This is a genomic window from Pseudomonas onubensis (assembly GCF_965653655.1).
Lineage (GTDB): Bacteria > Pseudomonadota > Gammaproteobacteria > Pseudomonadales > Pseudomonadaceae > Aquipseudomonas.
In genome coordinates this window covers 1-21,510 of record NZ_CBFHAZ010000041.1, presented here as the reverse complement: position 1 = coordinate 21,510, position 21,510 = coordinate 1, and the positions used below count along the sequence as shown (strand labels likewise).

The 21,510-nt window shown below is 61.6% G+C and carries 17 protein-coding genes; 12 read left to right on the top strand and 5 right to left on the bottom strand.

Going from position 1 to position 21,510, the window contains the following annotated elements; genetic code table 11:
* Positions 1 to 15: 15 nt before the first annotated feature.
* Positions 16 to 648, bottom strand: coding sequence for a glutathione S-transferase family protein (locus ACTD9P_RS15400; RefSeq protein ID WP_438868327.1), 633 nt, complete (start codon positions 646 to 648; stop codon positions 16 to 18).
* A 104-nt stretch (positions 649 to 752) separates the two neighbouring features.
* Positions 753 to 1,625, bottom strand: coding sequence for a LysR family transcriptional regulator (locus tag ACTD9P_RS15395; protein WP_438868326.1), 873 nt, complete (start codon positions 1,623 to 1,625; stop codon positions 753 to 755).
* A 314-nt stretch (positions 1,626 to 1,939) separates the two neighbouring features.
* Here ACTD9P_RS15395 and ACTD9P_RS15390 point away from each other — a divergent pair, with 314 nt between their 5' ends.
* On the top strand, positions 1,940 to 2,713 hold the full coding sequence (locus tag ACTD9P_RS15390) for a glucose 1-dehydrogenase (protein ID WP_438868325.1): 774 nt from the start codon (positions 1,940 to 1,942) through the stop codon (positions 2,711 to 2,713).
* 13 nt (positions 2,714 to 2,726) lie between these two features.
* The gene (locus tag ACTD9P_RS15385; protein WP_438868324.1) at positions 2,727 to 3,773 is read left to right on the top strand and encodes an L-idonate 5-dehydrogenase; all 1,047 of its coding nucleotides are present in this window, start codon (positions 2,727 to 2,729) and stop codon (positions 3,771 to 3,773) included.
* Positions 3,774 to 3,828: 55 nt separating this feature from the next.
* Here ACTD9P_RS15385 and ACTD9P_RS15380 read toward each other — a convergent pair whose 3' ends face one another.
* Together ACTD9P_RS15380 and ACTD9P_RS15375 are read right to left on the bottom strand one after the other, a co-directional pair.
* Positions 3,829 to 4,623 carry an ABC transporter permease gene (locus ACTD9P_RS15380; protein WP_219268878.1) on the bottom strand — a complete coding sequence of 265 codons (795 nt, stop codon included), beginning with the start codon at positions 4,621 to 4,623 and terminating at the stop codon, positions 3,829 to 3,831.
* Entirely contained in the window at positions 4,620 to 5,303 is a 684-nt protein-coding gene (locus tag ACTD9P_RS15375) for an ABC transporter ATP-binding protein (RefSeq protein WP_438868322.1), read from the bottom strand. The genes ACTD9P_RS15380 and ACTD9P_RS15375 overlap by 4 nt, the downstream gene beginning before the upstream one ends.
* 173 nt (positions 5,304 to 5,476) lie before the next feature.
* Between ACTD9P_RS15375 and ACTD9P_RS15370 the strand changes: the two genes are divergently transcribed.
* A complete protein-coding gene (locus ACTD9P_RS15370; RefSeq protein WP_438868321.1) occupies positions 5,477 to 6,682 on the top strand; it encodes a DUF1835 domain-containing protein in 1,206 nt (401 codons plus the stop codon).
* A gap of 7 nt (positions 6,683 to 6,689) precedes the next feature.
* Here ACTD9P_RS15370 and ACTD9P_RS15365 read toward each other — a convergent pair whose 3' ends face one another.
* Positions 6,690 to 7,211, bottom strand: coding sequence for an ANTAR domain-containing protein (locus tag ACTD9P_RS15365; protein WP_438868320.1), 522 nt, complete (start codon positions 7,209 to 7,211; stop codon positions 6,690 to 6,692).
* A gap of 194 nt (positions 7,212 to 7,405) precedes the next feature.
* Between ACTD9P_RS15365 and ACTD9P_RS15360 the strand changes: the two genes are divergently transcribed.
* The 9 genes from ACTD9P_RS15360 to ACTD9P_RS15320 all read left to right on the top strand — a co-directional run bounded on the left by ACTD9P_RS15360 (position 7,406) and on the right by ACTD9P_RS15320 (position 21,278).
* Positions 7,406 to 8,089 carry a fimbrial biogenesis chaperone gene (locus ACTD9P_RS15360; RefSeq protein WP_498371981.1) on the top strand — a complete coding sequence of 228 codons (684 nt, stop codon included), beginning with the start codon at positions 7,406 to 7,408 and terminating at the stop codon, positions 8,087 to 8,089.
* A 23-nt stretch (positions 8,090 to 8,112) separates the two neighbouring features.
* Complete coding sequence (locus tag ACTD9P_RS15355) at positions 8,113 to 9,093, top strand: fimbrial protein (RefSeq protein ID WP_438868317.1); 981 nt, start codon at positions 8,113 to 8,115, stop codon at positions 9,091 to 9,093.
* Between the two features lie 73 nt (positions 9,094 to 9,166).
* Complete coding sequence (locus ACTD9P_RS15350; RefSeq protein ID WP_438868316.1) at positions 9,167 to 11,965, top strand: ATP-binding protein; 2,799 nt, start codon at positions 9,167 to 9,169, stop codon at positions 11,963 to 11,965.
* Positions 11,952 to 13,145, top strand: coding sequence for a response regulator cyclic di-GMP phosphodiesterase PvrR (pvrR, locus tag ACTD9P_RS15345; protein ID WP_438868315.1), 1,194 nt, complete (start codon positions 11,952 to 11,954; stop codon positions 13,143 to 13,145). Before ACTD9P_RS15350 ends, pvrR begins: the two co-directional genes overlap by 14 nt.
* 82 nt (positions 13,146 to 13,227) lie before the next feature.
* On the top strand, positions 13,228 to 16,401 hold the full coding sequence (locus tag ACTD9P_RS15340) for a response regulator (RefSeq protein ID WP_438868314.1): 3,174 nt from the start codon (positions 13,228 to 13,230) through the stop codon (positions 16,399 to 16,401).
* A gap of 23 nt (positions 16,402 to 16,424) precedes the next feature.
* Positions 16,425 to 17,072 (top strand): response regulator, encoded by a 648-nt coding sequence (locus ACTD9P_RS15335; protein ID WP_438868313.1) that lies wholly within the window; start codon positions 16,425 to 16,427, stop codon positions 17,070 to 17,072.
* A gap of 194 nt (positions 17,073 to 17,266) precedes the next feature.
* Positions 17,267 to 17,866, top strand: coding sequence for a fimbrial protein (locus ACTD9P_RS15330; protein WP_438868312.1), 600 nt, complete (start codon positions 17,267 to 17,269; stop codon positions 17,864 to 17,866).
* Positions 17,867 to 17,941: 75 nt separating this feature from the next.
* Entirely contained in the window at positions 17,942 to 18,682 is a 741-nt protein-coding gene (locus ACTD9P_RS15325; RefSeq protein WP_200434472.1) for a fimbrial biogenesis chaperone, read from the top strand.
* Between the two features lie 85 nt (positions 18,683 to 18,767).
* Positions 18,768 to 21,278: a fimbria/pilus outer membrane usher protein gene (locus ACTD9P_RS15320; RefSeq protein ID WP_438868311.1), complete on the top strand. Its 2,511-nt coding sequence runs from the start codon at positions 18,768 to 18,770 to the stop codon at positions 21,276 to 21,278.
* Positions 21,279 to 21,510 lie beyond the last annotated feature (232 nt).

Genomic DNA, 21,510 nt, shown 5'->3' with positions numbered 1-21,510 from the left:
CACAGGGGGTGCACATTATTGTGTGTGCAGGCCAACTGCGCTGCGCGGCATGCCGACAAACCCTGGCAACGCCTCGATGCTGGCAAGCCAGGCACGCACATGAGGGTAGTCGGCCAGCGATACATTGCCTTCCGGCGCGTGGGCTACGTAGGTATAGAACGCTACATCGGCAATACTCGGCTGCGCGCCGACCAAAAAGCGGCTTTGGCTCAGTTGCTCCTCCACCAGTTTGAGCAGCGCATGGGACCGGCTGATGGCCGTGACCGTATCCACTTCGGCACCAAACACCAACGCCAGCCGCGCAGCAGCAGGCCCGGCGTGCAGTTGCCCGGCAGCCGCCGACAGCCAGCGCTGTACGCGAGCCTGGCCGACAGGATCGGTCGGCAACCACTGGCCGTGGCCATATTGGTTGGCGAGGTACAGCAGAATCGCGTTGGAGTCCGCCAGCACTGTGCCGTTGTCATCAATCACCGGCACCTGGCCGAAGTGGTTGAGGTTGGCAGTAAAGTCCGGCGCTTTCTGCGCGCCTTGCTTGAGGTCGATCAGGATAAATTCACTGGGAAGACCCAGCAGCGACAACATCAGTTCGACCCGATGGGAGTGGCCGGACAAGGGGAAACCATAAAGCTTGATCGCAGGCTGGGACATGAGAGGCTCCGAAAGTGGGGTGTTGACGCCACGCATATTCCACCGCTGCCCGGATCGATGGAATCACCAGGATTTACAATCCAGCATTTCACCCAATGAAACAATCACTCGCCAAACAATTCCACAATCAGGTTAAACAAAGTGGTTTTCACCGCGCTGTCCAACTCGGTCCAGGCCAGCCCCGTGGTGGCCTCAAACCCACCCAATTGCAAAGGCCGCGACACGCAATTGACTGGCAACGCCCGCGCCGCCTGCTGCGGCAACACGCCGATGCCCAACCCGGCGCATACCAGCGCGAGCATGGTGGTGAACTCACCCAGTTCGCTGGCGATGTCCAAGGGCATGCCGACTGCCTGGATAAACTCATCGTAGAACCCCGGCGCGTAACGCCTGGCGAGGATGTACACCGGTAACGCGAGCAGATCGGCAGGCTGGATGGATTCCAGGGCCGCCAAAGGGTGATCGATCGGCAGCGCCACGCAAAAACTCTCACGCAATACCGCACGGGTCTGCACGCCAGGATGGGTGGCCGGCAGGCGCATCAAGCCGAAATCCAGCTGGCCGTTCTTTAACGCGACAGCCTGGTCTGGGCCAGGCATGTCCTTGAGTTCCAGTTCGATACGCGGGTAGCGTTGGTGCACGGCGCGGATAAGCTGCGGCAGCAATTGCGGCAATACCGAGGACACAAACCCCAGGCGCACCCGGCCGATTTCACCCCGGTTGGATGCCCGCGCCGCATCTGCCGCCCGCGCCGCTTGGTGCAAGGTGGCCTGGGCTTCAGGCAAGAATGCCCGCCCTGCTTCGGTGAGTGTCACTGAGTGGCGATTACGATCCAGCAGGCGCACGCCCAGGCCGCTTTCCAGCAACTTGATCTGCATGCTCAACGCCGGCTGCACGATCGACAGCTGCGCCGCTGCCCGGCCGAAATGCAGTTCCTGGGCGAGCACCACAAAGGCGCGCAAGTGCTTCAACTCCATCAAATTCCCTCAGCTATAAAACGGTTATCAAAAAATCTGATCACCCGATCACAAATGAAAATTGGACGCTTGACTGCGGCTGCGGTGAAGTAAGCGCAAGTCGTACACGATATGACAGGGTTTGGCCTATCACAATGAGAACACGGAGGCACCCTGTCCGGCAGGGCTAATCCCACGTATCTGCTGCTGGTCGCACTGGTCACGATTATCGGATAGATATTGTTGATCACTCACCTCAAGGTCCATTCCTTTGTCGCCCAAGCCTTCAGCATGCTGCTGTGGTTGGTAGTGTGAAGCGTTAGGAGAGGTAACCCATGCAAAGCGTTTTAGACAACTTCCGCCTCGATGGCCGGCTGGCGCTGGTCACCGGTTCCAGTGCCGGTATCGGCCTGGCGATTGCCCGCGGCCTGGCCCAGGCCGGGGCGCAGGTGGTGCTCAACGGGCGCAACCGCAGCACCTTGCACGATGCGGCGGCGCTGCTGGCGGCCGAAGGCTTGGCGGTGCATACCCAGGCGTTTGATGTGACCGACAGCGTGGCGATCCAGGCCGCCGTGGCGGATATCGAAGCGCGCCTCGGCCCACTGGAAATCCTGGTGAACAACGCCGGCATGCAACGGCGTGGGCCGCTGGAAGACTACAGCGAGCAGCACTGGCGCGAGTTGATCAGCACGAACCTGGACAGTGCCTTTCTGGTTGGCCAGGCCGTGGCGCGGGCGATGATCCCGCGCAAGCGTGGGCGCATTATCAATATCTGCTCGGTGCAAAGTGAGCTGGGCCGCCCCGGCATCGCGCCGTATGCGGCCAGCAAGGGTGCGCTGAAGATGCTCACCAAGGGCATGGCCATCGATTGGGGCCCCCATGGGTTGACGGTCAATGGCATCGGCCCCGGTTATTTCAAGACCGAACTGAACGCCAACCTGGTGGCCGACCCCGAGTTCAGCGACTGGCTGGTGCAACGCACGCCGAGTCGTCGTTGGGGCGACGTGGCCGAACTGGCCGGTGCCGCCGTGTTCCTTGCCAGTGACGCTGCCAGCTTCGTCAACGGCCATATTCTGTACGTCGACGGTGGTATCACCGCGTCGCTGTAAACCGGAGAATTGTATGCACGCTATCGTCTGTCACGCTTCCAAAGACCTGCGGGTCGACCCCCAGGACGAACCGCAAACCTTCGCTCCCGATCAACTGCGTGTGCGCATCGCCCGTGGCGGCATCTGCGGCTCGGACCTGCATTACTACCAGCACGGCGGCTTCGGCACCGTGCGCCTGCGCGAGCCAATGGTGCTCGGCCATGAGGTGTCGGCGGTGATCGACGCCGTGGGTTCGGATGCCGGGTTGTTCAAGGTCGGCCAGCGCATCAGCGTATCGCCGTCGCGCCCATGCGGCGGTTGCCGCTACTGCCATCAAGGGCTGCCGAATCATTGCCTGAACATGCGCTTCTACGGCAGTGCGATGCCGTTTCCGCATATTCAGGGCGCGTTTCGCCAGAGCCTGGTGATCGAAACTCACCAGGCGCATCGGCTGGCCGACCACGTGAGCCTGGCCGAAGGTGCGCTGGCCGAGCCATTGTCGGTGGGTTTGCACGCGATTCAACGCGCCGGCGCCGTGTTCGGCAAACGCGTACTGGTGACCGGTTGCGGCCCGATCGGCAACCTGCTGATTGGCAGTTTGCGTGCCGCCGGGGCCGGTGAAATCGTCGCCGTGGACCTGTCTGCCAGCGCCCTCGCCTGCGCCGAAAAAATGGGCGCCACACGCACCCATAACATTGCCAACGGTGCGGATGCACTTAAGCGCTACACCGCCGAAAAGGGCTATTTCGAGGTTATGTTCGAAGTCTCCGGCAGTGCCCAGGCCTTGCGCAATGGCCTGGAATGCATCGCGCCACGGGGTGTGCTGGTGACGGTCGGGCTGGGCGGCGATGTGTCGTTGCCGCTGAACCTGCTGGTGAGCCGCGAGATCGATTTGCGCGGTACTTTCCGCTTCCACAGCGAGTTTGCCCAAGCGGTGGATTTGCTCAACCGCGGGATCATCGATGTGAAACCGGTGATCTCCCACACCGTGCCGTTTGAGCAGGCGGTGCAGGCGTTTGAGTTGGCGGCGGACAAGACCCAGGCGATGAAGGTGGTGCTGGATTTTGGTGTGACTGACTGAGCCAGCTCCCACAGAAAAGCGCCATGTGAAGGACGGCTAGACCAACACCTGAAGCTCAAGCGCGCTCTTCAAGCCGATCGCGCAAGAACCGATGGCTGCTGGAAAACAACCGACGGTAGGTGAGCAGCACCGCACCTACCGTGCCCAAGGCCGAGGACGCGGCGATCAAGAACATGATCACGATCTGGTAACGCACCGCGTCCACCGGGCTTTCGCCGGCCAGTACCTGGCCGGTCATCATGCCGGGCAGGCTGACGATGCCGACCACGGTCATCTGGTTCAGCGTCGGAATCATCCCGGCGCGCACGGCCTGGCGGATCGCCTCCTGGGCGGCTTCCCAACGTGAACCGCCGAGCGCCAGGATCATCTCGATGGTGTTGCGCCCCGAGGTCAGTTCCTGGGTCATGCGCTCAATGCCCAAGGACACGCCGGTGAGGGTATTGCCGAGGATCATGCCGAGGATCGGAATCGCATACTGCGGCTCGTACCATGGGTGGATGCGGATCACCGCGAACAACCCCACCGCGGTGACCAACCATGAACTGCCCCACACCGACAGAATGCTGTCGACCCGTTGCCCACGGTAAGTGCGGCGCCCACGCCCCGCTGCGGATAACCCGGCGATCAAGGTCATCGCACACATCAGCGGCAGCACCACATACCAGTAGGCAAACTCGAACACCCAACCCAGCAGGTAACCGATGGCCAGCAATTGCACCACGGTACGCACGGCCGCCCACAACAATTGGCGGCCAAGGCCCAGGCGCAGCAACAGCGACAGCGCTCCGTTGATGAGGATCAGCGAGGCGGCAATGCCCATGTCCACTGCCGTGAGGTTTTGGTAGTTCATGGCTGGGCTGCTCCGCTCAGTACACCGGCGCTCATGTGCAGGTGGATGGTGCTCATGCGCCGGGCCTGGTCGAGGTCGTGGGATACCCAGATATAGGCGCGGGCGTTGTCGGCGGCATACCAGGCGCTGATCAATGCCTCCACATCACGCGAGGACGTGGGGTCGAGGGCGGCCGTCGGCTCGTCGAGCAACAGCACTTCGGGGTTCAGTTGCAAAGTGCGGATCAGTGACACCACTTGGGATTCACCACCGGACAGGTCGCCGGCATTTTTAGCCAAAAAGTCTGCGTTTTTACCGGCATGCTCCAACAGCCTGGTGACGGCCTGCAGGTCGAAGCTGCGCGTGCGCAGGGTCTTGAGGATGAACGGGAAACGCAGGTTGTCCTCCACCGTGCCCTCCAGCAGCGCCGGGCGTTGCGACAGGTAGCTGATGTGGCTGCGATAGTGGGGAATCTGCGCATTTGCGATCGGCTGGTTGTTCCACAGGATCTGCCCCGACGTGGGCGCATCCAGCAACGCCAGCGCGCGCAGGAACACGCTTTTACCGGAGCCGGAGGAGCCGGTGATGGACACACGGTCGGCGCGTTTCAGGCTGAAATCCGTGGGTTGCAGCAACGCCACTTGGCGCCGCTCGTCCCTGCGCGTGAGGGCGCGGGTTTCGATCAATACGGTGTCGGTCATCAACTCGTACTCGGCTTAACGGCTTGCAATCGACTACTCCACTGCCTATATTTCGTGCCTGGCGCACTCCACGCCACCTTCCGCGGAAAGGGCTGCGCCCAGGATCCTGACTGAATATCACATTTCTACGACTCCCAACCTGAAAGCGGAAAAGGTTTGTGCAAGGAGATCGTATGTCGCAACGCCTCTTATCCTCGACTACCGACGGCCGCCTCAACCTTGAGCAGCAGCGCAAGCGCGCCAAGGAACTGTTGCCGCGCCTGAAAAGCCAAGACCCGCACGCCACCCTGTCCCAAGCCCAATGGCAGGTTGCAAGACAGCTGGGTTTCAGCAGTTGGCCCAAGCTCAAGGCGCATGTCGACGCCATCGACTTCGCCGCCCGCCACCCGGACTTTGCTGCCAGCGATGAAGCCCGCACCACCCACTGGCGCTGTGGCAGTGACATTGCCCATAGCTTGCAACTGGCCGGGTTCAAAGGCCAGTTCCGCATGCTCACCGATCCGTTGTGCATGGGGCCGGTGCGCGATGTGCCCAGTGAAGATTTCCGCGCGATGCGCAGTGCCTTTATCAGCCAGGCCTTTGCCCTGGACGCTGCTGAAGTAACCCACCGCGTCGAGGATGAATACAACCACCTGCAAGCCCTGGCCAGCGCCGATCACAGCGTGCTGTGGTGCGAAGCGGACGCCTATGATCAGCTGTTTCTGGTGCGCGCGCTGGCCGGTCTTGAGCGTGCGCCGAAAAAGCTGGAGCTGATTGAGGTCGACCGTATCCCGGGTGTCGAACGCTTTATCGGCATCGGCCAACTGGCGCCCGATGTATTGGCGTGGTTGTGGCCCCAGCGCCGCCTGGTCGATGACGCAGCGGTGCAACTGGCCCGTCAGGCCTGGGCGGCTTACTGCGACAGTTCGCCGGTCAAGCTTGCGCAACTTGCCCACGGCAACCACCCATCCTTGCCCTTTCTCGCCCCGGCGCTACTGCGTCAGCTACAGGAATTACCAGGTGTTGAGGATGGCCTGTCACTGACTGAACGCTTGTCGCTGCGCTACATCGCCGAGGCCGGGCCGGTACCTTTCGGCCGGGTGTTCGCCGAACTGATGGCCAAGCGCGAGCCGCTGCCGTTCCTGGGCGACATGATGTTCCACGCGCTGTTGCGGCCATTGATCGATGGGCCAAACCCACTATTGCTCGAAACCGAAACCGAGCGCGACTGGCCGCGCCGCGAACTGGCATTGACGCCACTGGCGCACCACGTGCTGGGCGGCGAGGCGTATTGGTTGGACCACGCCGGGCATGAGCGTTGGGTCGGTGGTGTGTGCCTCAAGCCCGGCCAGCCGCATTGGGCACTGGCCCACGACCGCCTGCCGGTCTGGCGCACCTGAGGCCGGATCAGCGCTTGGGCGATAACCCGACGGCGCACGCCATCACCGCCGGGTCGCCCTGGTAAACGCTACGCGCAGCCGTCGAGGGCGCCGTGGCCCGACTGTCGACGGCGCGCAACAGCGGTCGTTCAATCGTCGGCAGGCTATGCTGGGGGTCGACAATCTCCATGCAGCGGCGCAGCGAGTTGAAGTCCGGCGACTGCGACAACGACAGGTGCAAGGTCTGGCTCACGGATACCGACACCACCGAGCTTTGCGCGCATTGCCCGTCGTAGATCAGCGTATGGCGAATCAATGGGTTGTCATGGCAGTACTTCAACAGGTTGACCTGCCGCGAACGCACCAGCGCGGTGTTGATGATCAACAGGTCGAACGCCACGCAACCGGCGCGCGTCAACGCCTGCAGCTCGTCGAACGAGCTCAGGGGGGCGATGCGGTGGTAGCCCAGCTGGTTGAGCATTTTCTCCAGCTTGATCCGCTGCAGCAGGTCTGCATCGGCAATCAGAAGGCGTAAGGCTTTATTGGACATAGGGTAAACCTGACAGTTGGGCATCAGCGTCGATCATTCAACGTTGAACACGGTAACTGTCGGGGCTCGAACATGACTTTAAGGCGATTCTGAAACGGTCACTGTGTGCTTTTAAGAATCGCCTCAAAGCCCTCGCACTCACCCGCCCCTACCATGGCTGCGTTCCCACACGTTGCCATGGAATTTTAGTGTTCATGTTTTTACTCAGAATGATGCTGCTGGCTGGCGGGCTGCTGGTGCTCGCGCCACCGCCGGCCAGCGCGGCGCTGAAGATCGAAGGCACGCGCCTGATCTATTACGGCCAGGACAAGGCCGCCGGCATCAGCGTGGTCAACCCGGCCTCACGGGAAGTGCTGGTGCAAACCTGGATCACCGGCGAGGACGAATCGACCGGCAGCACCGTCCCGTTTGCCGCCACCGAGCCGTTGGTGCAACTGGGCGCCGGCGAGCATCACATGCTGCGCATTTTGTATGCCGGCGAAGGCTTGCCCGCCGATCGCGAGTCGCTGTTCTGGCTCAATATCATGGAGATTCCGCTCAAATCCACCGACCCCAACAGCGTGCAGTTTGCGATACGCCAACGGCTCAAACTGTTCTATCGGCCACCTGCGCTCAAGGGTGGCTCGGCCGAGGCGCTGCAGCAGTTGGTGTGGAGCAGCGACGGGCGCAGTGTCAGCGTTTACAACCCCAGTGCGTTTCACCTGTCACTGGTCAACCTGCAAACCGACAGCCTGGCACTCAGTGATTATCTGTTGCTCAAGCCCCACGCGCGCAAAACCCTTAATGCGTCCAGCCCTGTGCCCAAAGGCACCACCCTCCATTTCACCGAAATCACCGATATCGGTTTGCAAGCCCGTCATAGCACGGCGCTCAACTGATAGATCGCGGGGTACTTGCACCAATGTCACTGATCAAACGTTTATTGCCGATGCTGGTATGGGCCTGCGCGGTGCTGCCCGCCACCAGCTATGCGCTGGCCTGCCGTGAAGACGGCACCGGTTCGATTATCACCCAGGAGGCGCTGGGCACCGCGCTGGCGGTTGCCGCCGATGCACCCAACGGCACGATTATCTGGGAGTCCGGGCCACGCTCGACCAATGTGATCTGCGCGGACGACTACAAAGTTGGCCGTGAGGAAGTGTACTTCTACGTCAACCCGGCCAGCGTGAGTATCGGCACCGGGATCCGCGTGGGCATTCGTTATAACAACCAGCCGATTACCCAAAGCACCGGCAAGGTCGGCACCGGATTTTTCTCCGACCGAGGCTGCACCTCCAACTGCATCGGCTGGGACAAGGCACGCTTTACCCTCAATTTCAGCGTGTTCATCGAGAAGTTCGACCCCACACCTCCCAGTGGCCAGGCCAGCACCTTGACCACCTACCGCGTGTTCCAGCTGGACGGCGTGCGCGGGCTCAACTCGCGGCCCAACAGTAACTTCAACTACGTGGTCACGGGCATGAACAACATCCGCTTCGTGCCCTGCAGCCCCGAACTGACCATCAGCCCCAGCGTGGTCAACTTCCCCACGCCGTCGCGCAAGGCGTCAATCGGTGAAGTCGCCAGCAGTGCGAATTTCAGCTTGAACCTGCGTAAAGGCTGCGACACGCCATATACCGTCAGCGCCAGTTTCGCCACCACGCCGGGCGGTGGCAGCGTGATCAATGGCTTGCTGGTGCCGGACAACAACAGCTCGGTGGGCATCGCGTTGTCACGCGCCGAAAGCCAGCAGCAGTTGCCCTTCAACAACTGGTTCACCCTGCAAGAGCTGATGGGAATGGGCCAGAGTCACGATGAGTTTCGCGCCGACCTCAAGTGGCGCACCTTGCCGATCCCTGGCGCGTTCGACGCCGCCGTGGTGGTGGATATGTATTACAAGTAAGCACTTGATCAAGCAGGCCATTTTTAAGGATCGTCTTATGCCAGGCACGAAGGCGCACGCTTAAAGTCTGCCGATGCGATTGAAAAGTTACCTGCTCCAGATCAACCCCGTCCTCTCCCGACCCGAAGCAGCCAGAAGGCTGCTTCGTATTTTTGCGAGCGTGCTGCTCGTGGGCATCCTGAGCGGGGTTTATACCTTTCTGCTGTCGACCTTCAACAACGACATCTCCCAGCGCCGCGGCTACATGAGCAGCGCCATCGCCGAAGCCCATACTTTTTTCACCAACCGCGAGGCGCTGCTGGAAAGCCTGAGCCTGTCGGCGGTGCGCAAACAGTCCAGGCTCTACCCCTCCTCCGAGGAAGAACAACACCTGGAACTGGGCAACACGCCAGGCAACCAGTGGAGCATCTGGCTGACCGCACGCATGCGCGACTACCTCAAGGCCAGGCAGCTCAACCTGCTGTATGTGAATGCCGGCCCCAGCCCACAGGTGACGCGGCTGTACGACGCCACCGCGCAGGTACTGCCGATTTCCAAGTGCATGCTCAACCGCCTCAAGGCCCTGCAGCACAGCGACCCGGCCACACTCAACGAGTTGTGGCTGAGCGACAACACCGAAGGCCATTCGCACCTGTACATCTTCATCCGCCTCGACGAGCGCGACCCTGAGTCCGGCTGGCTGGGCCTGGAGATGGAAAGCCGTGAAGTGTCTTCAACCCTCAGCGACCAGAGTGCCGGTGAGTTCATGATGCTCAACTCCCAGGGCATGCTGGTGTTTACCAACAGCACCGACACGCAGCTCAAACAGCAACACCTGCGGCCCGGCGAGGAGAGTTTTTTTGGCTTTGTGGGCAACGGGTTGCTGCCCGACCACCTGGTGATCCGCAAGCACTTGAAGTCTTCGGAATGGCAGTTGATGTATTCGATCGACCTGCGCGCGGTGGTCAACGGCCTGTGGAAGCAGCTGCTCGGCTCGTTGTTGTTCTGCCTGTTCAGCCTCACGCTGATCTGGCTGGTGATGCGCCGTGTCGACCAGCGTTTCATTATTCCGTCGATTCATCGCATCCAGGCGTTAATCGAAAGCGAAGCCTTTGGCCGCGATGTGATCCAGATCGCGCCCGTGGCCCTTTGCGTGCTGCGCCGCACCGACGGCCAGGTTGTGCTGGAAAATACCCTGGCCCAGCAATGGCTGGGCAATGGCCCGGAGCGCGAGGCGCTGCAGGCCGGCTGGATCGAGCAAGCGTTCGCCCAAGGCCCGTGCGAACGCAGTGATTACTTTGAAACCAGCGATGGCCGCCACCTGTACCTGAGCAGCGCGCCCACCCGCTATAAAGGCGAAGACGTGCTGTTTTGCGCATTCAGCGATATCAGTGCGCGCAAGCAGGTCGAAGCCGCGCTGGAAGAAGCACGCCAGTCGGCGGACGCGGCCAACGCCGCCAAGACCTTGTTCCTGGCGACCATGAGCCATGAAATCCGTACGCCGCTGTATGGGGTGCTCGGCACCCTCGAACTGCTGGCGCGCACGCAACTGGATGCCCAGCAAAGGGACTACCTGCACGCCATCGAAGGCTCGTCGTCGACCTTGTTGCAGCTGATCTGCGATGTGCTCGATGTGTCGAAGATCGAAGCCGGGCAGTTGGCGTTGGAAATGAGCGAGTTTTCACCGCTGGATCTGGTGCATGAAATCATTCAGGGCTATGCCGCAGCCGCCCAGGGCAAAGGCTTGCAGCTGTATGCCTGCTTCGACCCGAAGCTGCCCGAACGGCTGATCGGCGACGTGACGCGCATTCGCCAGATTCTGAATAACCTGCTCAATAATGCGGTGAAGTTCACCGACTACGGCCGCGTGGTATTGCGGGTCAAGGTGCTGGGTCGCGACGGCGAACGCTCCAGCCTGTTGTGGCAGGTCTCGGACACCGGCAAAGGCATCGCCCAGGAAGACCAGGCGATGATTTTCGAGCCGTTCTACCAGAGTGAAGGCAACACCAATGTGGTGGCCGGCACCGGCCTGGGCCTGCCGATTTGCCAACGCCTCACCGAGTTGATGAACGGCAACATCCGCATGGTCAGCGAACTGGGCCTGGGCAGCAGCTTCAGCCTGATCCTGCCGCTGGAGGAGGCGCCGACCACGCCGATGACCGCGCTGCTGGCCGAGACCATCTACGTGGCGTCGCCCATCCCGGAACTGGCCAACTCCGTCAGCGGCTGGCTACGCCGCTGGGGCGCCAGGGCCCAGGCCGGGCTGCCGACGTTGCCGGACACGCATCTGTTGCTGCAAGTACACCCCGGCAGCGTCGACCCGCTGCTGGTGCCCGAATGGCCGGGGCCGGTGATTCACGTGAGCAGCAATGCCTGCACCAGCGTGGAAGCCGGAGGCGGCGCCTGGCACGTCAACCTCAACCACCTGGGTGCGATTCATCAGGCCGTGAGCCAGGCACAAGGGCTGTGGGTGGCCCGCGCCGATGAGCACACGCGCCAGCGTGACCTGAACAAACTCAACCTGCACCTGCTGGTGGCCGAAGACAACATCATCAACCAGCTGATTCTGCGTGACCAACTCGAAGAACTCGGCTGCACCGTGGAGCTGGCGGCCGATGGTCAGGAAGCGTTGCAGCTGTACACCGCCGGTAACTTCGACGTGGTGTTGACGGACGTGAACATGCCCCACATCAACGGCTATGAACTGGCACGCGAACTGCGCCGCCAAGGCTGCCCGTTGCCAATTATCGGGGCCACCGCCAACGCCATGCGCGGCGAGGCCGACCTGTGCCTGGCCGCCGGCATGAACCATTGCCTGGTCAAACCCTTTGCGTTGCGGGCTCTATTCAACTCCCTGGCGCCTTATGCACGGATCACCCATGAAGCCCCTTAGTATTTTGATTGTTGAGGACCATCCCCTGCAGCACATCTACCTGCAGCATTTGCTCAGTGAGTTGGGGGATTTCAGGCTGGAAACCGCCGAGGACGGCAAGCAAGCGCTGGAGCGTTTGCGCCAGCGCGATTTCGACCTGGTACTGACCGACCTGCTGATGCCCGGCATGGACGGCGTGCAATTTATCCAGTGCCTGGCCAACCTGCGTAGCAAGCCGGCACTGGCGATCATGAGTGCGGCATCGCGGCGCATGCTGATGGCCGCCAGCCTGGTGGCGAAAAACCTCGATGTGGAAGTGATCGGGCTGATCTCCAAGCCAGTTAACGCCGACGCATTACGCAATCTGGTCGATCAGCTGAGGAACACAGTGCGCAAGCCCTCCCCCAAACTGCCCGAGCGTATGGACATCGACCGCCAAACGCTGGTGCAGGCCATGAGCAGCGGCCAATTGCAGGCTTGGTTCCAACCGAAAAAATCCCTCGCCAACGGGCGTATCGTCGCCGCCGAAGCCCTGGTGCGCTGGATGCATCCCGAGCAAGGCGTGATGCTGCCGGCCGCGTTCCTGCCGGCGATCAAGGCCTTCGAGCTGGAAGAACGGCTGTTGTGGCTGGTGCTCAAACAGGCGATTCACGCCCAGGAGCAATGGCGCCAGCGCGGCTATGAAATCCCGGTGGCGATCAACTTGCCCACCCACCTGCTCAACAGCCATGACCTGGCGGACCGCTTGCTGGAGTTCGTGCTGCACCACGACGGCATCCCGGGAATGATCTGTTTCGAGTTGATGGAATGCTCGGTGCCCCAAGACATCAGCAACTTCTACGCCGGTGCCTGCCGCTTGCGCATCAAAGGCTTCGGCTTGTCCCAGGATGATTTCGGCAAAGGCTACAGCTCCTACCTCAACCTGGTCTCCACACCGTTCACCGAACTGAAGATCGACCAGGCGCTGGTGCAGGGTAGCCACGACAACGAAGGCATCGCCCAGGCGTTGGCGAGCATCATCGCGCTGGGCCGCAAGCTCGGCCTCACGGTGGTCGCCGAAGGCGTGGAAACACCTGCGCAATTGGCGCTGCTGCGCAAAATAGACTGCAATCAAGTGCAGGGCTTCCTGATCTCCCACGCGGTGTCTTCAGACCAATTTCAGCAACTACTGAACAATGATGGCCCCGCGACATCTCACTAGCCGGAGGCCCCGGATTATTTGCCCTTTCTAAAGAGTAAGCTCCATCCAGTGCCGATTTGTCCTGCGCCTGCGGAAACCCCTGATGAAGCACAACAACGCGATACTCGAAGCCTTTACCCGCAGTTCCGTACGCCTGAACAAAGGCCTGATGGTGCTGATGGGAATCGCGTTGCTGCTGCTCCTTACCAACTACTGGTCACTGCAACGCGGAATCGAAACCCGGTATGGCGCAACGCGCTTTCATTTTGCGCGGCTGATGGAAAACCTCACCGAGCAGCAAACCTATCTCAAGAGCCTGGCGCATCCGGGCATCCAGGCCGAATTGCTGCGGGCCACCAACGTGCAGGTCAGCCTCAAGAGCCGTATGGTCGAGAACCGCCGCACGCTATACGTAGGTCAGAAGTACTCGTTTTCGGTGCCGTTCGATGTCAAATTCGATGAGCAACAGGTCGGCGTTGCTGCCCGGCCACCGATTTTTGCCCTGGGCGCGCACCTCACCAGCTACTACAGCGCCTTCTGGTCCTCGTCGCCGTATGAAGCGCCGCAAACGTTTCTAGTCAATCGCCAGACACACTACGCCATCACCATTCCTTCCGTGGGCTACCAGCGTCGCGAAAGCGCTGAAGAAACCGGCAACCAGGTGGCACTGGTCACAGCGGTACAACAAACCTTCGCGCAGACGCCGCAGCCGCTGGAGCAGGATTGGGTGTACTGGAAAGCGGGGCCGGAACCCGAGCACTTGCTGGCCTACATGGGCCTGGCACTCGACGGCCAGGGCCAGGCGGTGATCGGCACCTTGCTCGACCTGTCGCAAGTCGACGATGTGCAACGCGCGCTGGATCACTCGGCGTTTGATCGCTTCACCCTTATCGCACCCGACGGCAACCGCTTGATCGGTCCAGAGACCGAAGCGTCACTCCGTGATGGCGTGCACCTCACTGCGAATGGCTTTGACTTCAAGATTACCCAGGCCGGCGACCGGCCCTGGAGCGCGGTCTATGGCCTGAACTACTCGCACTTCTTCCACTCGGCGTTATGGCCATTGAGCACCCTCGCGCTGCTGCTGGTCAGCCTGGTCACCCTGGGCTGGGCCGGCAGCCGCTGGTACCGGCGCCAGGTGATCAATCCGGCGCGCCTGGCCCACGAACGCATCGCCGAAAGCGTGGCGTTCAGCCGCGTGATCATCGACACCGCGCCCACCGGCTTGTGTGTGGTGCGCCGCAGCGACGGCAAGGTGCTGATCGAAAACCAGCGCGCCCAGCAATGGCCGGGCACCGCACGTCTGGTGGCGGCCATGGCCGGTCAACACGACAGCGTTGAGAGCGGCGAAAGCCATTTGGAGATCGAAGGCCGGCACCTGCAAATCGGCTTTGTGTCGACCCGCTATCAAGCCGAAAACGTGCGCCTGTATGCCTTCAACGACATCACCCGGCACATCGAAGACGCCCAGGCGCTGGAAGAGGCACGTCACGCCGCCGATACCGCCAACGAGGCCAAGACGTTGTTCCTGGCAACCATGAGCCATGAGATCCGCACGCCGCTGTATGGCGTGCTCGGCACCCTGGAGTTACTCGGCCTGACCGACCTGGACGCGCCTCAGAAAACCTACCTGCACACCATTCAACGCTCGTCCGCGACGCTGTTCCAGCTGATCAGCGATGTGCTGGACGTGTCGAAGATCGAGTCCGGGCAAATGGCGATAGAAGCCGTGGACTTCTGCCCGCTGGACATGCTCGAAGACACCTTGCACACCTACGCCGCTTTCGCCCAGCGCAAAGGGCTGCAACTCTACAGCTGCATCGACCCACAGTTGCCGGACTGCCTGATGGGCGACCCGATGCGCATTCGCCAGATCCTCAATAACCTGGTGAGCAACGCGATCAAGTTCACCGACATCGGGCGTGTGGTGATTCGTGCCCGGGTGATGGCGCTGGACGCCGAGCATGTCGACCTGGAATGGCAAGTCACCGACTCCGGCGTCGGCATTCCCGAAGCGCAGCAGGCCAAGCTGTTCGACCTGTTCTACCAGGCGCCGGACACCGCCGGCGAAGGCGGCGCCGGGCTGGGGTTGCCGATTTGCCGCTGGCTGGCGCAGATGATGGACGGCGAAATCCGCGTGGTCAGTGAGCCGGGCCTGGGCAGCAGCTTTACCCTGAAAATGCGCCTGCCGCTGTGTTGCGGCGCGCTGACCAACCTGCCGCTGATCGAACCCAGCCCGACGCCGGTGTACGTGCAGGCGCCGGTGCGCGAACTGGCGCAGTCGATGAGTGACTGGCTCAATCGGCTGGGCATCGCAGCCGCCTTGGCGGCAACCACCCAGGAAAAAGACAGCCGCCATGCGGTGCTGGTGGACCTGCTACCCAGCGAGCCCGCCAAGCCGTGGGCCGGCCAACGCGTGCTGTGCCAACCGGGCGCACACAGCCCGCCGCTGCACACGGCGCAAGGCTGGGTGGTCGACCTGCACGATGTGCGCAGCATCGCCAGCACCGTGTCGCTGGCGCAGCATGGCAAGCATGAGCAACCCGCAGCGGCCCGGCCACAAAGCGCCGGGCAGTTGGGGTTGCGCATCCTGGTGGCCGAGGACAACCCCGTCAACCAGGCGATCATCAAGGAACAGCTCGAAGCGCTCGGCTGTTCAGTGAGCCTGGCCGCCAACGGCGAGCAGGCACTGCAACTGTGGCAACCGCAGGCCTTTGACCTGGTGCTGACTGACGTAAATATGCCGTTGATGAATGGCTATGAACTGGCCAGGACGCTGCGTGAGCACGACCCGCACCTGCCGATTATCGGCGTGACCGCCAATGCCATGCGCGAGGAAGGCGTGCGCTGCCTGGCGGTGGGCATGAACGCCTGGATCGTCAAGCCGTTAAGCCTGCAAACCCTGCGCGGCCAATTGATCAAGGTGTGCAAGGTCAAGCCCGCGCTGGAGCCTGCCGCTGCATCTTTTGACGACAGCGTGCAACTGTCGGACAAGATGCGCCCGCTGTTCATCAGCAGCGTGCAGCAGGACTTGCAGCGTATCGGTGCCGCCCTGGCGCAACGTGATGCCCACGGCCTGGGCCAATTGCTGCATTCGGTCGCCGGCGCAATGGGCGCAGTCCAGGCACTCAGCCTGGCCCAGGCGTGCATCGAACTGGAAAGCGCACTTAACCGCGGCAGCCTCGACACGGCACTTGAGCTCAAGGTAAAGGCGGTGATGCAGCGTCTGTCGGCCGTTCTGGAAACTCTTCAGCCCGGGCACTCTTCACTCACTTGAACAGGCACTACGGACGGCCCTTTATGAAAAAATTCAACGTGGTAATTGCGGACGATCACCCGATCGTATTGCTGGGCGTTCGCGAACTGGTGGAGCGCGACACACGCTTCCAGGTGGTCGGCGAGGCCGTGTGTTCGGCCGGCCTGATCGCACTGTTGCAGCACCAAGGTGCCGACATTGTGATCACCGACTACAACATGCCGGGCGACTCGCCCTACGGCGACGGGCTCAAATTGGTCGAGTACCTCAAGCGGCATTTCCCGCAGGTGCAGATCCTGATCCTGACGATGATTTCCAACCATCTGATCCTCACCCGCCTGCAAGAGCTGGGTGTGGTCGGCATCATCCAGAAAAGCCAGTTGCACACCGAGATTCAACTGGCGCTCAAGGCAATTGCCCAGCAGAGCGCCTACCGCAGCCTGGAACCGCCAAAAACCTCGGTGATCGAGACCCTTAAGGCGATTGACGAGCGCTTTACCAGTTTGTCGCCCAAAGAGTTCGAGATCCTGCGTTTATTTATTTCCGGGATGAGCGTCAGTGATATTGCGCGCAGTCAGAACCGCAGTTCAAAGACCATCAGCGCGCAAAAGATATCGGCCATGCGCAAACTTGAAGTGAGCAGCGACCAGGACCTGCTCGCTTATTGCCTGGCGCGCAATATCTTCAACTAACCCACCACCAGCAAGCCATTTAAAACAATGGCTTCGCCCTTTATTTGCTGAGTCTTCACGCGCCTGCCCGCCGTTCTAAACCGCCTGTTTCCCGACTTATAAGAATCGTCTTATTCGCTCGCCCGCCTTCGCCGCTTATTCTCCTCTCGCAGTTCAACAACAGCATTTTCCAACTAACACTAACGGACATCATCATGAAGAAGTTCTCCCTGGCTGTTATCGCCTCGGCCATTATCGCTGCTTCCGGCAGTGCATTTGCAGACGACACGGCGACGCCGACCCTGGGCGGCAGCGGTAAAATCACCTTCACCGGCGTGATCAACAACGATGCCTGCTCGGTCGACGGCGCCAACTCCGACCGCACCATTTCGGTAGACATGGGCAACGTGTCGATCAAGGACATGGGCACCGCCGAAAACCCAACCGCAGGCCGTGTCACCGCCAAAGACTTCAACCTGAACGTCAACTGCAACCAGGGCACCAAAGTCGCGATGATCTTTGACGCCAACAACGGCGGTTCGGGCCTGGTCACCGGCAAAAAAGTCCTGGCCCTGAACCCGGGTTCGGCCACTGCACAAAACGTCGGTATCGCCCTGCTCGACAGCAACGGCAGCCTGATCGACCTCAGCTCGCCAAGCACTGCGCGCATCGAAAGCACCATGCACGGCGCCGGCACGGCTGGCGGCGACGCCACCCTGAGCTTCGCAGCCGCCTACGTCACTACCGCAGCCGCCGGTTCGTCCACCGCCGGTCGTGGTGATGCCACCCTGCCGTTCATCCTGCAATACGAATAACTCGGCGCCCCAGGCACCGAACGCGCGAGGCCCTGCGGCCTCGCCATTGTCTTTTGATTACACCGGATAACCCTCATGCCGCCTCGTTCTATCGCCGCATGCTTGGGGCTGCTGGGCTTGCTTATGGCTGCCCAGGCCGCCGCCAGCATTTCATTGAATGCCACCCGAATCGTGTTTGATGGCGACCACAAGGAAGCCAATATCACCGTGCGCAACGGCAACCAGGATGTGTTGATTCAATCCTGGGTCGACATGAACGACGCCAGCGCCAGCCGCGCGCCGTTTGCCGTCACGCCGCCGCTGGCGCGGGTGTTCGCCAAGGAGCAACAATTGCTGCGCATTCTGTATGAAGGCAAGGGCATGCCCACGGACCGTGAGTCGGTGGTGTGGCTTAATGTGCAGGAAATCCCCAAGGCCAGCGACGCCGAGAACACTTTGCAGTTGGCCATCCGCCAGCGCATCAAGATTTTCTACCGCCCTGCCGGCCTCACCGGCAGCGCGCTGCAAGCCCCTGCGCAACTTGAGTGGACACTGGCCAAACACGCCGGCCAGACCCTGTTGCAGGTGAAAAACCCGACGCTGTACCACGTGTCCATGGCCGACATCAAAGTGCAGGCACAACTCGCCAGCGACTCCACCATGATCGCGCCCGGCGAACAAAAACAGTTTGCGCTGAGCGCGGCAATTGCCAACGGCCCGGTGCAGCTGTCGTTTTCCAGCATCAACGACTATGGCGCGCAAAACCACTACAGCGCGCCCCTGTCGAGCGGCGCTGCGTTACCTGCGCACGCGACGGAATCGCGCCTCAAACCCTAAATCGTTTAGCTAACCCACAAGCTCACTTCGCGTGCGTGTTTGCGTGCCCGGCTGTCCGTCAATCAGGGATGTCATAGGTCTTCGCATGTCTTTTCTTTCCAGCAACAGGCCCGCACGAGGCGTACTGAAGTTGAAGACGCTGTCGCTCGCGATTGCCACCAGCCTGCCCACCTGGGCGATGGCCGATGATGCAGCGCAAAGCTTCAACACCACGTTCCTGCAAGGCTCGCAGTCGCCCGTCGATTTGCAGCAACTGCTCTCGGCCAACAGCGTGCTGCCGGGCAACTACCGTGTCGACCTGTACAGCAACGAAGTGCTGGTGGGCCGACGTGACATCGACTTCAAGCGCAACCCGAAAAACGGCCGGGTCGAAGCCTGCCTCACCCTCGACCTGCTCAAGCAACTGGGCGTCGACATGAGCCGCTTGCAGGCCGAAGGCAAACTCGACCCGCAGCAACCGCAAGAGTGTTATGCCCTCGCGGACATGATCGAAGACGCCAGCGTGCGTTACGACAGCAGCCGCCTGCGCCTGTTGGCGAGCATTCCGCAAGTGGCCATGCAACGCGGCTTGCGCGGGTATGTCGACCCGCAGTTGTGGGACGACGGCGTGCCGGCCGCGTTCATCAACTACCAGCTCAACAGCAGCCGCACCGCCGGCGACTATAAAACCCGCATCGCCAATAACCTCGGGCTGCGCAACGGCATCAACCTGGGCGCCTGGCGCCTGCGCAACGAATCGAACATGAGCAGCGGCACTGACCGCTCGAACACCTTCACCAGCAACCGCACCTACGTGCAGCACGACATGACGGCGATCAAGGGCCAGTTCAGCGCCGGCGAGATTTTCTCCGACACCGACCTGTTCGACAGCGTGCGTTATCGCGGCCTCAAACTGGCCTCCGACGACGGCATGCGTGCCGACAGCGAACGCGGCTACGCGCCGGTGATCCGTGGCGTGGCGCAGACCAACGCGACCGTAGAGATCCGCCAGAACGACTACATCCTCTACACCGCCAACGTCGCGCCGGGGCCGTTCGAGATCAACGACATCTACCCCAGCGGCTCCAACGGCGACCTGCAGATCACCGTGATCGAAGCCGACGGCAGCCGGCGGGTGACGATGCAGGCATTTTCCAGTTTGCCGATCATGGTGCGTGAAGGCCAGGTCAAGTACAGCCTCTCGGCGGGTACGTTCAAGAGCAATGCCGACGGCCTGGGGACCCCGCGCTTTCTGAGCGGCACGCTGGCGTATGGCTTGACCAGCAACCTCAGCGGCATCGTCGGCCTGCAAGCCAGTGAGGACTACAGCGCGCTGTCGATCGGCGCCGGCAAGAACACCGCGTTCGGCGCCTTCTCCCTGGACACCACACACTCGTCCAGCAAGGCGCGCGGGCAAACCAGCCAGGGCAGCAGCGTGCGAGCGTTGTACGCAAAAACCTTTGCCGGCACCGACACCAACTTCACCCTGGCCGCCTACCGTTATTCCACCGAGGGCTACCGCACCCTCACCGACCATGTGGAAGACAACAGTGAAGACGTGCGCGTGCGCACTGGTCATTCAAAAACCCGCACCGACCTGACCATCAACCAGAGCCTGGGGCGTAACAGCGAATTCGGCAGCCTGTACGTCAACGCCAGCGACCAGCGCTACTGGAACCGTGGCGGTTCGCGCAGCTTGTCCGCCGGCTACACCGGCAACTGGGGCGACCTGAGCTATAACCTTGGCGTGACGCGTACCCAGCAAATCGTCACCTATGGCGAGCCCAGCAGCGACACCCAGGTGAACCTGTCCGTCTCGTTCCCACTCGGCAGCCAGGCCCGCGCGCCACGGGCCTTTGTGACCACCAGCCATCAGCGCGGCGACACCACCACGCAAGCCGGTATCAACGGTTACGTTGCCGATACCAGCGACACCTTCTATTCGGTGCAGGCCGGCCATAGCGATGCGAGTGGCGACTCCGGCTCGGTGAATATCAACAGCCGGACTTCCATGGCGGATGTGAGCCTGGGCTACAGCCAGGGCCAGGGCTATAACTCGCAGAACCTTAACCTCGCGGGTTCGGTGGTCGCGCATGCGGGCGGCGTCAACCTGGGCCAGACCGTCAGCGAGACGTTTGCGCTGGCCGAAGTGCCGGGCATCTCCGGGGCCAAAATCGGCAGTTACAGTGGTGTAGAGACGGGCTATAACGGCTATGCGGTGATTCCTACGGCGCAACCTTACCGGGTGAACTGGATCAGCCTGGACACCCGTGATCTGGGCGGCGATGTGGAAATTACCAACGCCACCCAGCAACTGGTGCCGCGCCGGGGGGCTATCGTGGTGGCGCGTTACAGCGGCACTACCGGGCGCAGGGTGTTGTTCGAGTTGTTTGATGCGCAGCACAAGCCGTTATCGTTCGGGGCTTCGCTGGAGGACTCGGCGGGTAAGCAACTGGCGATTGCGGACCCGAATGGGAATGCGCTGGCGTTGGTGGAGCAGGATCGAGGGACGCTGGTGATCAAGTGGGGCGAGCAGCAATGTAACGCCAGCTATGCGTTGGCGCCGCAGAACAAGGCGTTGAACTATGAGCGGCAGGTGTTGGTGTGTGGGCCTTAGGGGTGGGCGGGGTGTTTGTCGGTGTACATATCCGTTGCTGCGGTCACGGTGGTTAACGGGGCGCCTCAGATCAAAAGCCGACCTGAGTGGTTAGGCAAGAGCCGGATCAAGTGCAAAGCAAAAGCCTGTCTACCTGATGCAACACGGTCTAAATGTGGGAGCGGGCTTGCTCGCGAATGCGGTGTGTCAGTCAATTCATCTGTCACTGACCCACCGCATTCGCGAGCAAGCC

What these genes read in the sequence shown, in the direction of transcription:
- ACTD9P_RS15340 (WP_438868314.1), top strand. Translation starts at nt 13,228, where the DNA reads ATGAAGCACAACAACGCGATACTCGAAGCCTTTACCCGCAGTTCCGTA.
- ACTD9P_RS15350 (WP_438868316.1), top strand. Translation starts at nt 9,167, where the DNA reads ATGCGATTGAAAAGTTACCTGCTCCAGATCAACCCCGTCCTCTCCCGA.
- ACTD9P_RS15335 (WP_438868313.1), top strand. Translation starts at nt 16,425, where the DNA reads ATGAAAAAATTCAACGTGGTAATTGCGGACGATCACCCGATCGTATTG.
- ACTD9P_RS15400 (WP_438868327.1), bottom strand. Translation starts at nt 648, where the DNA reads ATGTCCCAGCCTGCGATCAAGCTTTATGGTTTCCCCTTGTCCGGCCAC.
- ACTD9P_RS15365 (WP_438868320.1), bottom strand. Translation starts at nt 7,211, where the DNA reads ATGTCCAATAAAGCCTTACGCCTTCTGATTGCCGATGCAGACCTGCTG.
- ACTD9P_RS15380 (WP_219268878.1), bottom strand. Translation starts at nt 4,623, where the DNA reads ATGAACTACCAAAACCTCACGGCAGTGGACATGGGCATTGCCGCCTCG.
- ACTD9P_RS15375 (WP_438868322.1), bottom strand. Translation starts at nt 5,303, where the DNA reads ATGACCGACACCGTATTGATCGAAACCCGCGCCCTCACGCGCAGGGAC.
- pvrR (WP_438868315.1), top strand. Translation starts at nt 11,952, where the DNA reads ATGAAGCCCCTTAGTATTTTGATTGTTGAGGACCATCCCCTGCAGCAC.
- ACTD9P_RS15320 (WP_438868311.1), top strand. Translation starts at nt 18,768, where the DNA reads ATGTCTTTTCTTTCCAGCAACAGGCCCGCACGAGGCGTACTGAAGTTG.
- ACTD9P_RS15325 (WP_200434472.1), top strand. Translation starts at nt 17,942, where the DNA reads ATGCCGCCTCGTTCTATCGCCGCATGCTTGGGGCTGCTGGGCTTGCTT.
- ACTD9P_RS15370 (WP_438868321.1), top strand. Translation starts at nt 5,477, where the DNA reads ATGTCGCAACGCCTCTTATCCTCGACTACCGACGGCCGCCTCAACCTT.
- ACTD9P_RS15360 (WP_498371981.1), top strand. Translation starts at nt 7,406, where the DNA reads ATGTTTTTACTCAGAATGATGCTGCTGGCTGGCGGGCTGCTGGTGCTC.
- ACTD9P_RS15390 (WP_438868325.1), top strand. Translation starts at nt 1,940, where the DNA reads ATGCAAAGCGTTTTAGACAACTTCCGCCTCGATGGCCGGCTGGCGCTG.
- ACTD9P_RS15385 (WP_438868324.1), top strand. Translation starts at nt 2,727, where the DNA reads ATGCACGCTATCGTCTGTCACGCTTCCAAAGACCTGCGGGTCGACCCC.
- ACTD9P_RS15355 (WP_438868317.1), top strand. Translation starts at nt 8,113, where the DNA reads ATGTCACTGATCAAACGTTTATTGCCGATGCTGGTATGGGCCTGCGCG.
- ACTD9P_RS15330 (WP_438868312.1), top strand. Translation starts at nt 17,267, where the DNA reads ATGAAGAAGTTCTCCCTGGCTGTTATCGCCTCGGCCATTATCGCTGCT.
- ACTD9P_RS15395 (WP_438868326.1), bottom strand. Translation starts at nt 1,625, where the DNA reads ATGGAGTTGAAGCACTTGCGCGCCTTTGTGGTGCTCGCCCAGGAACTG.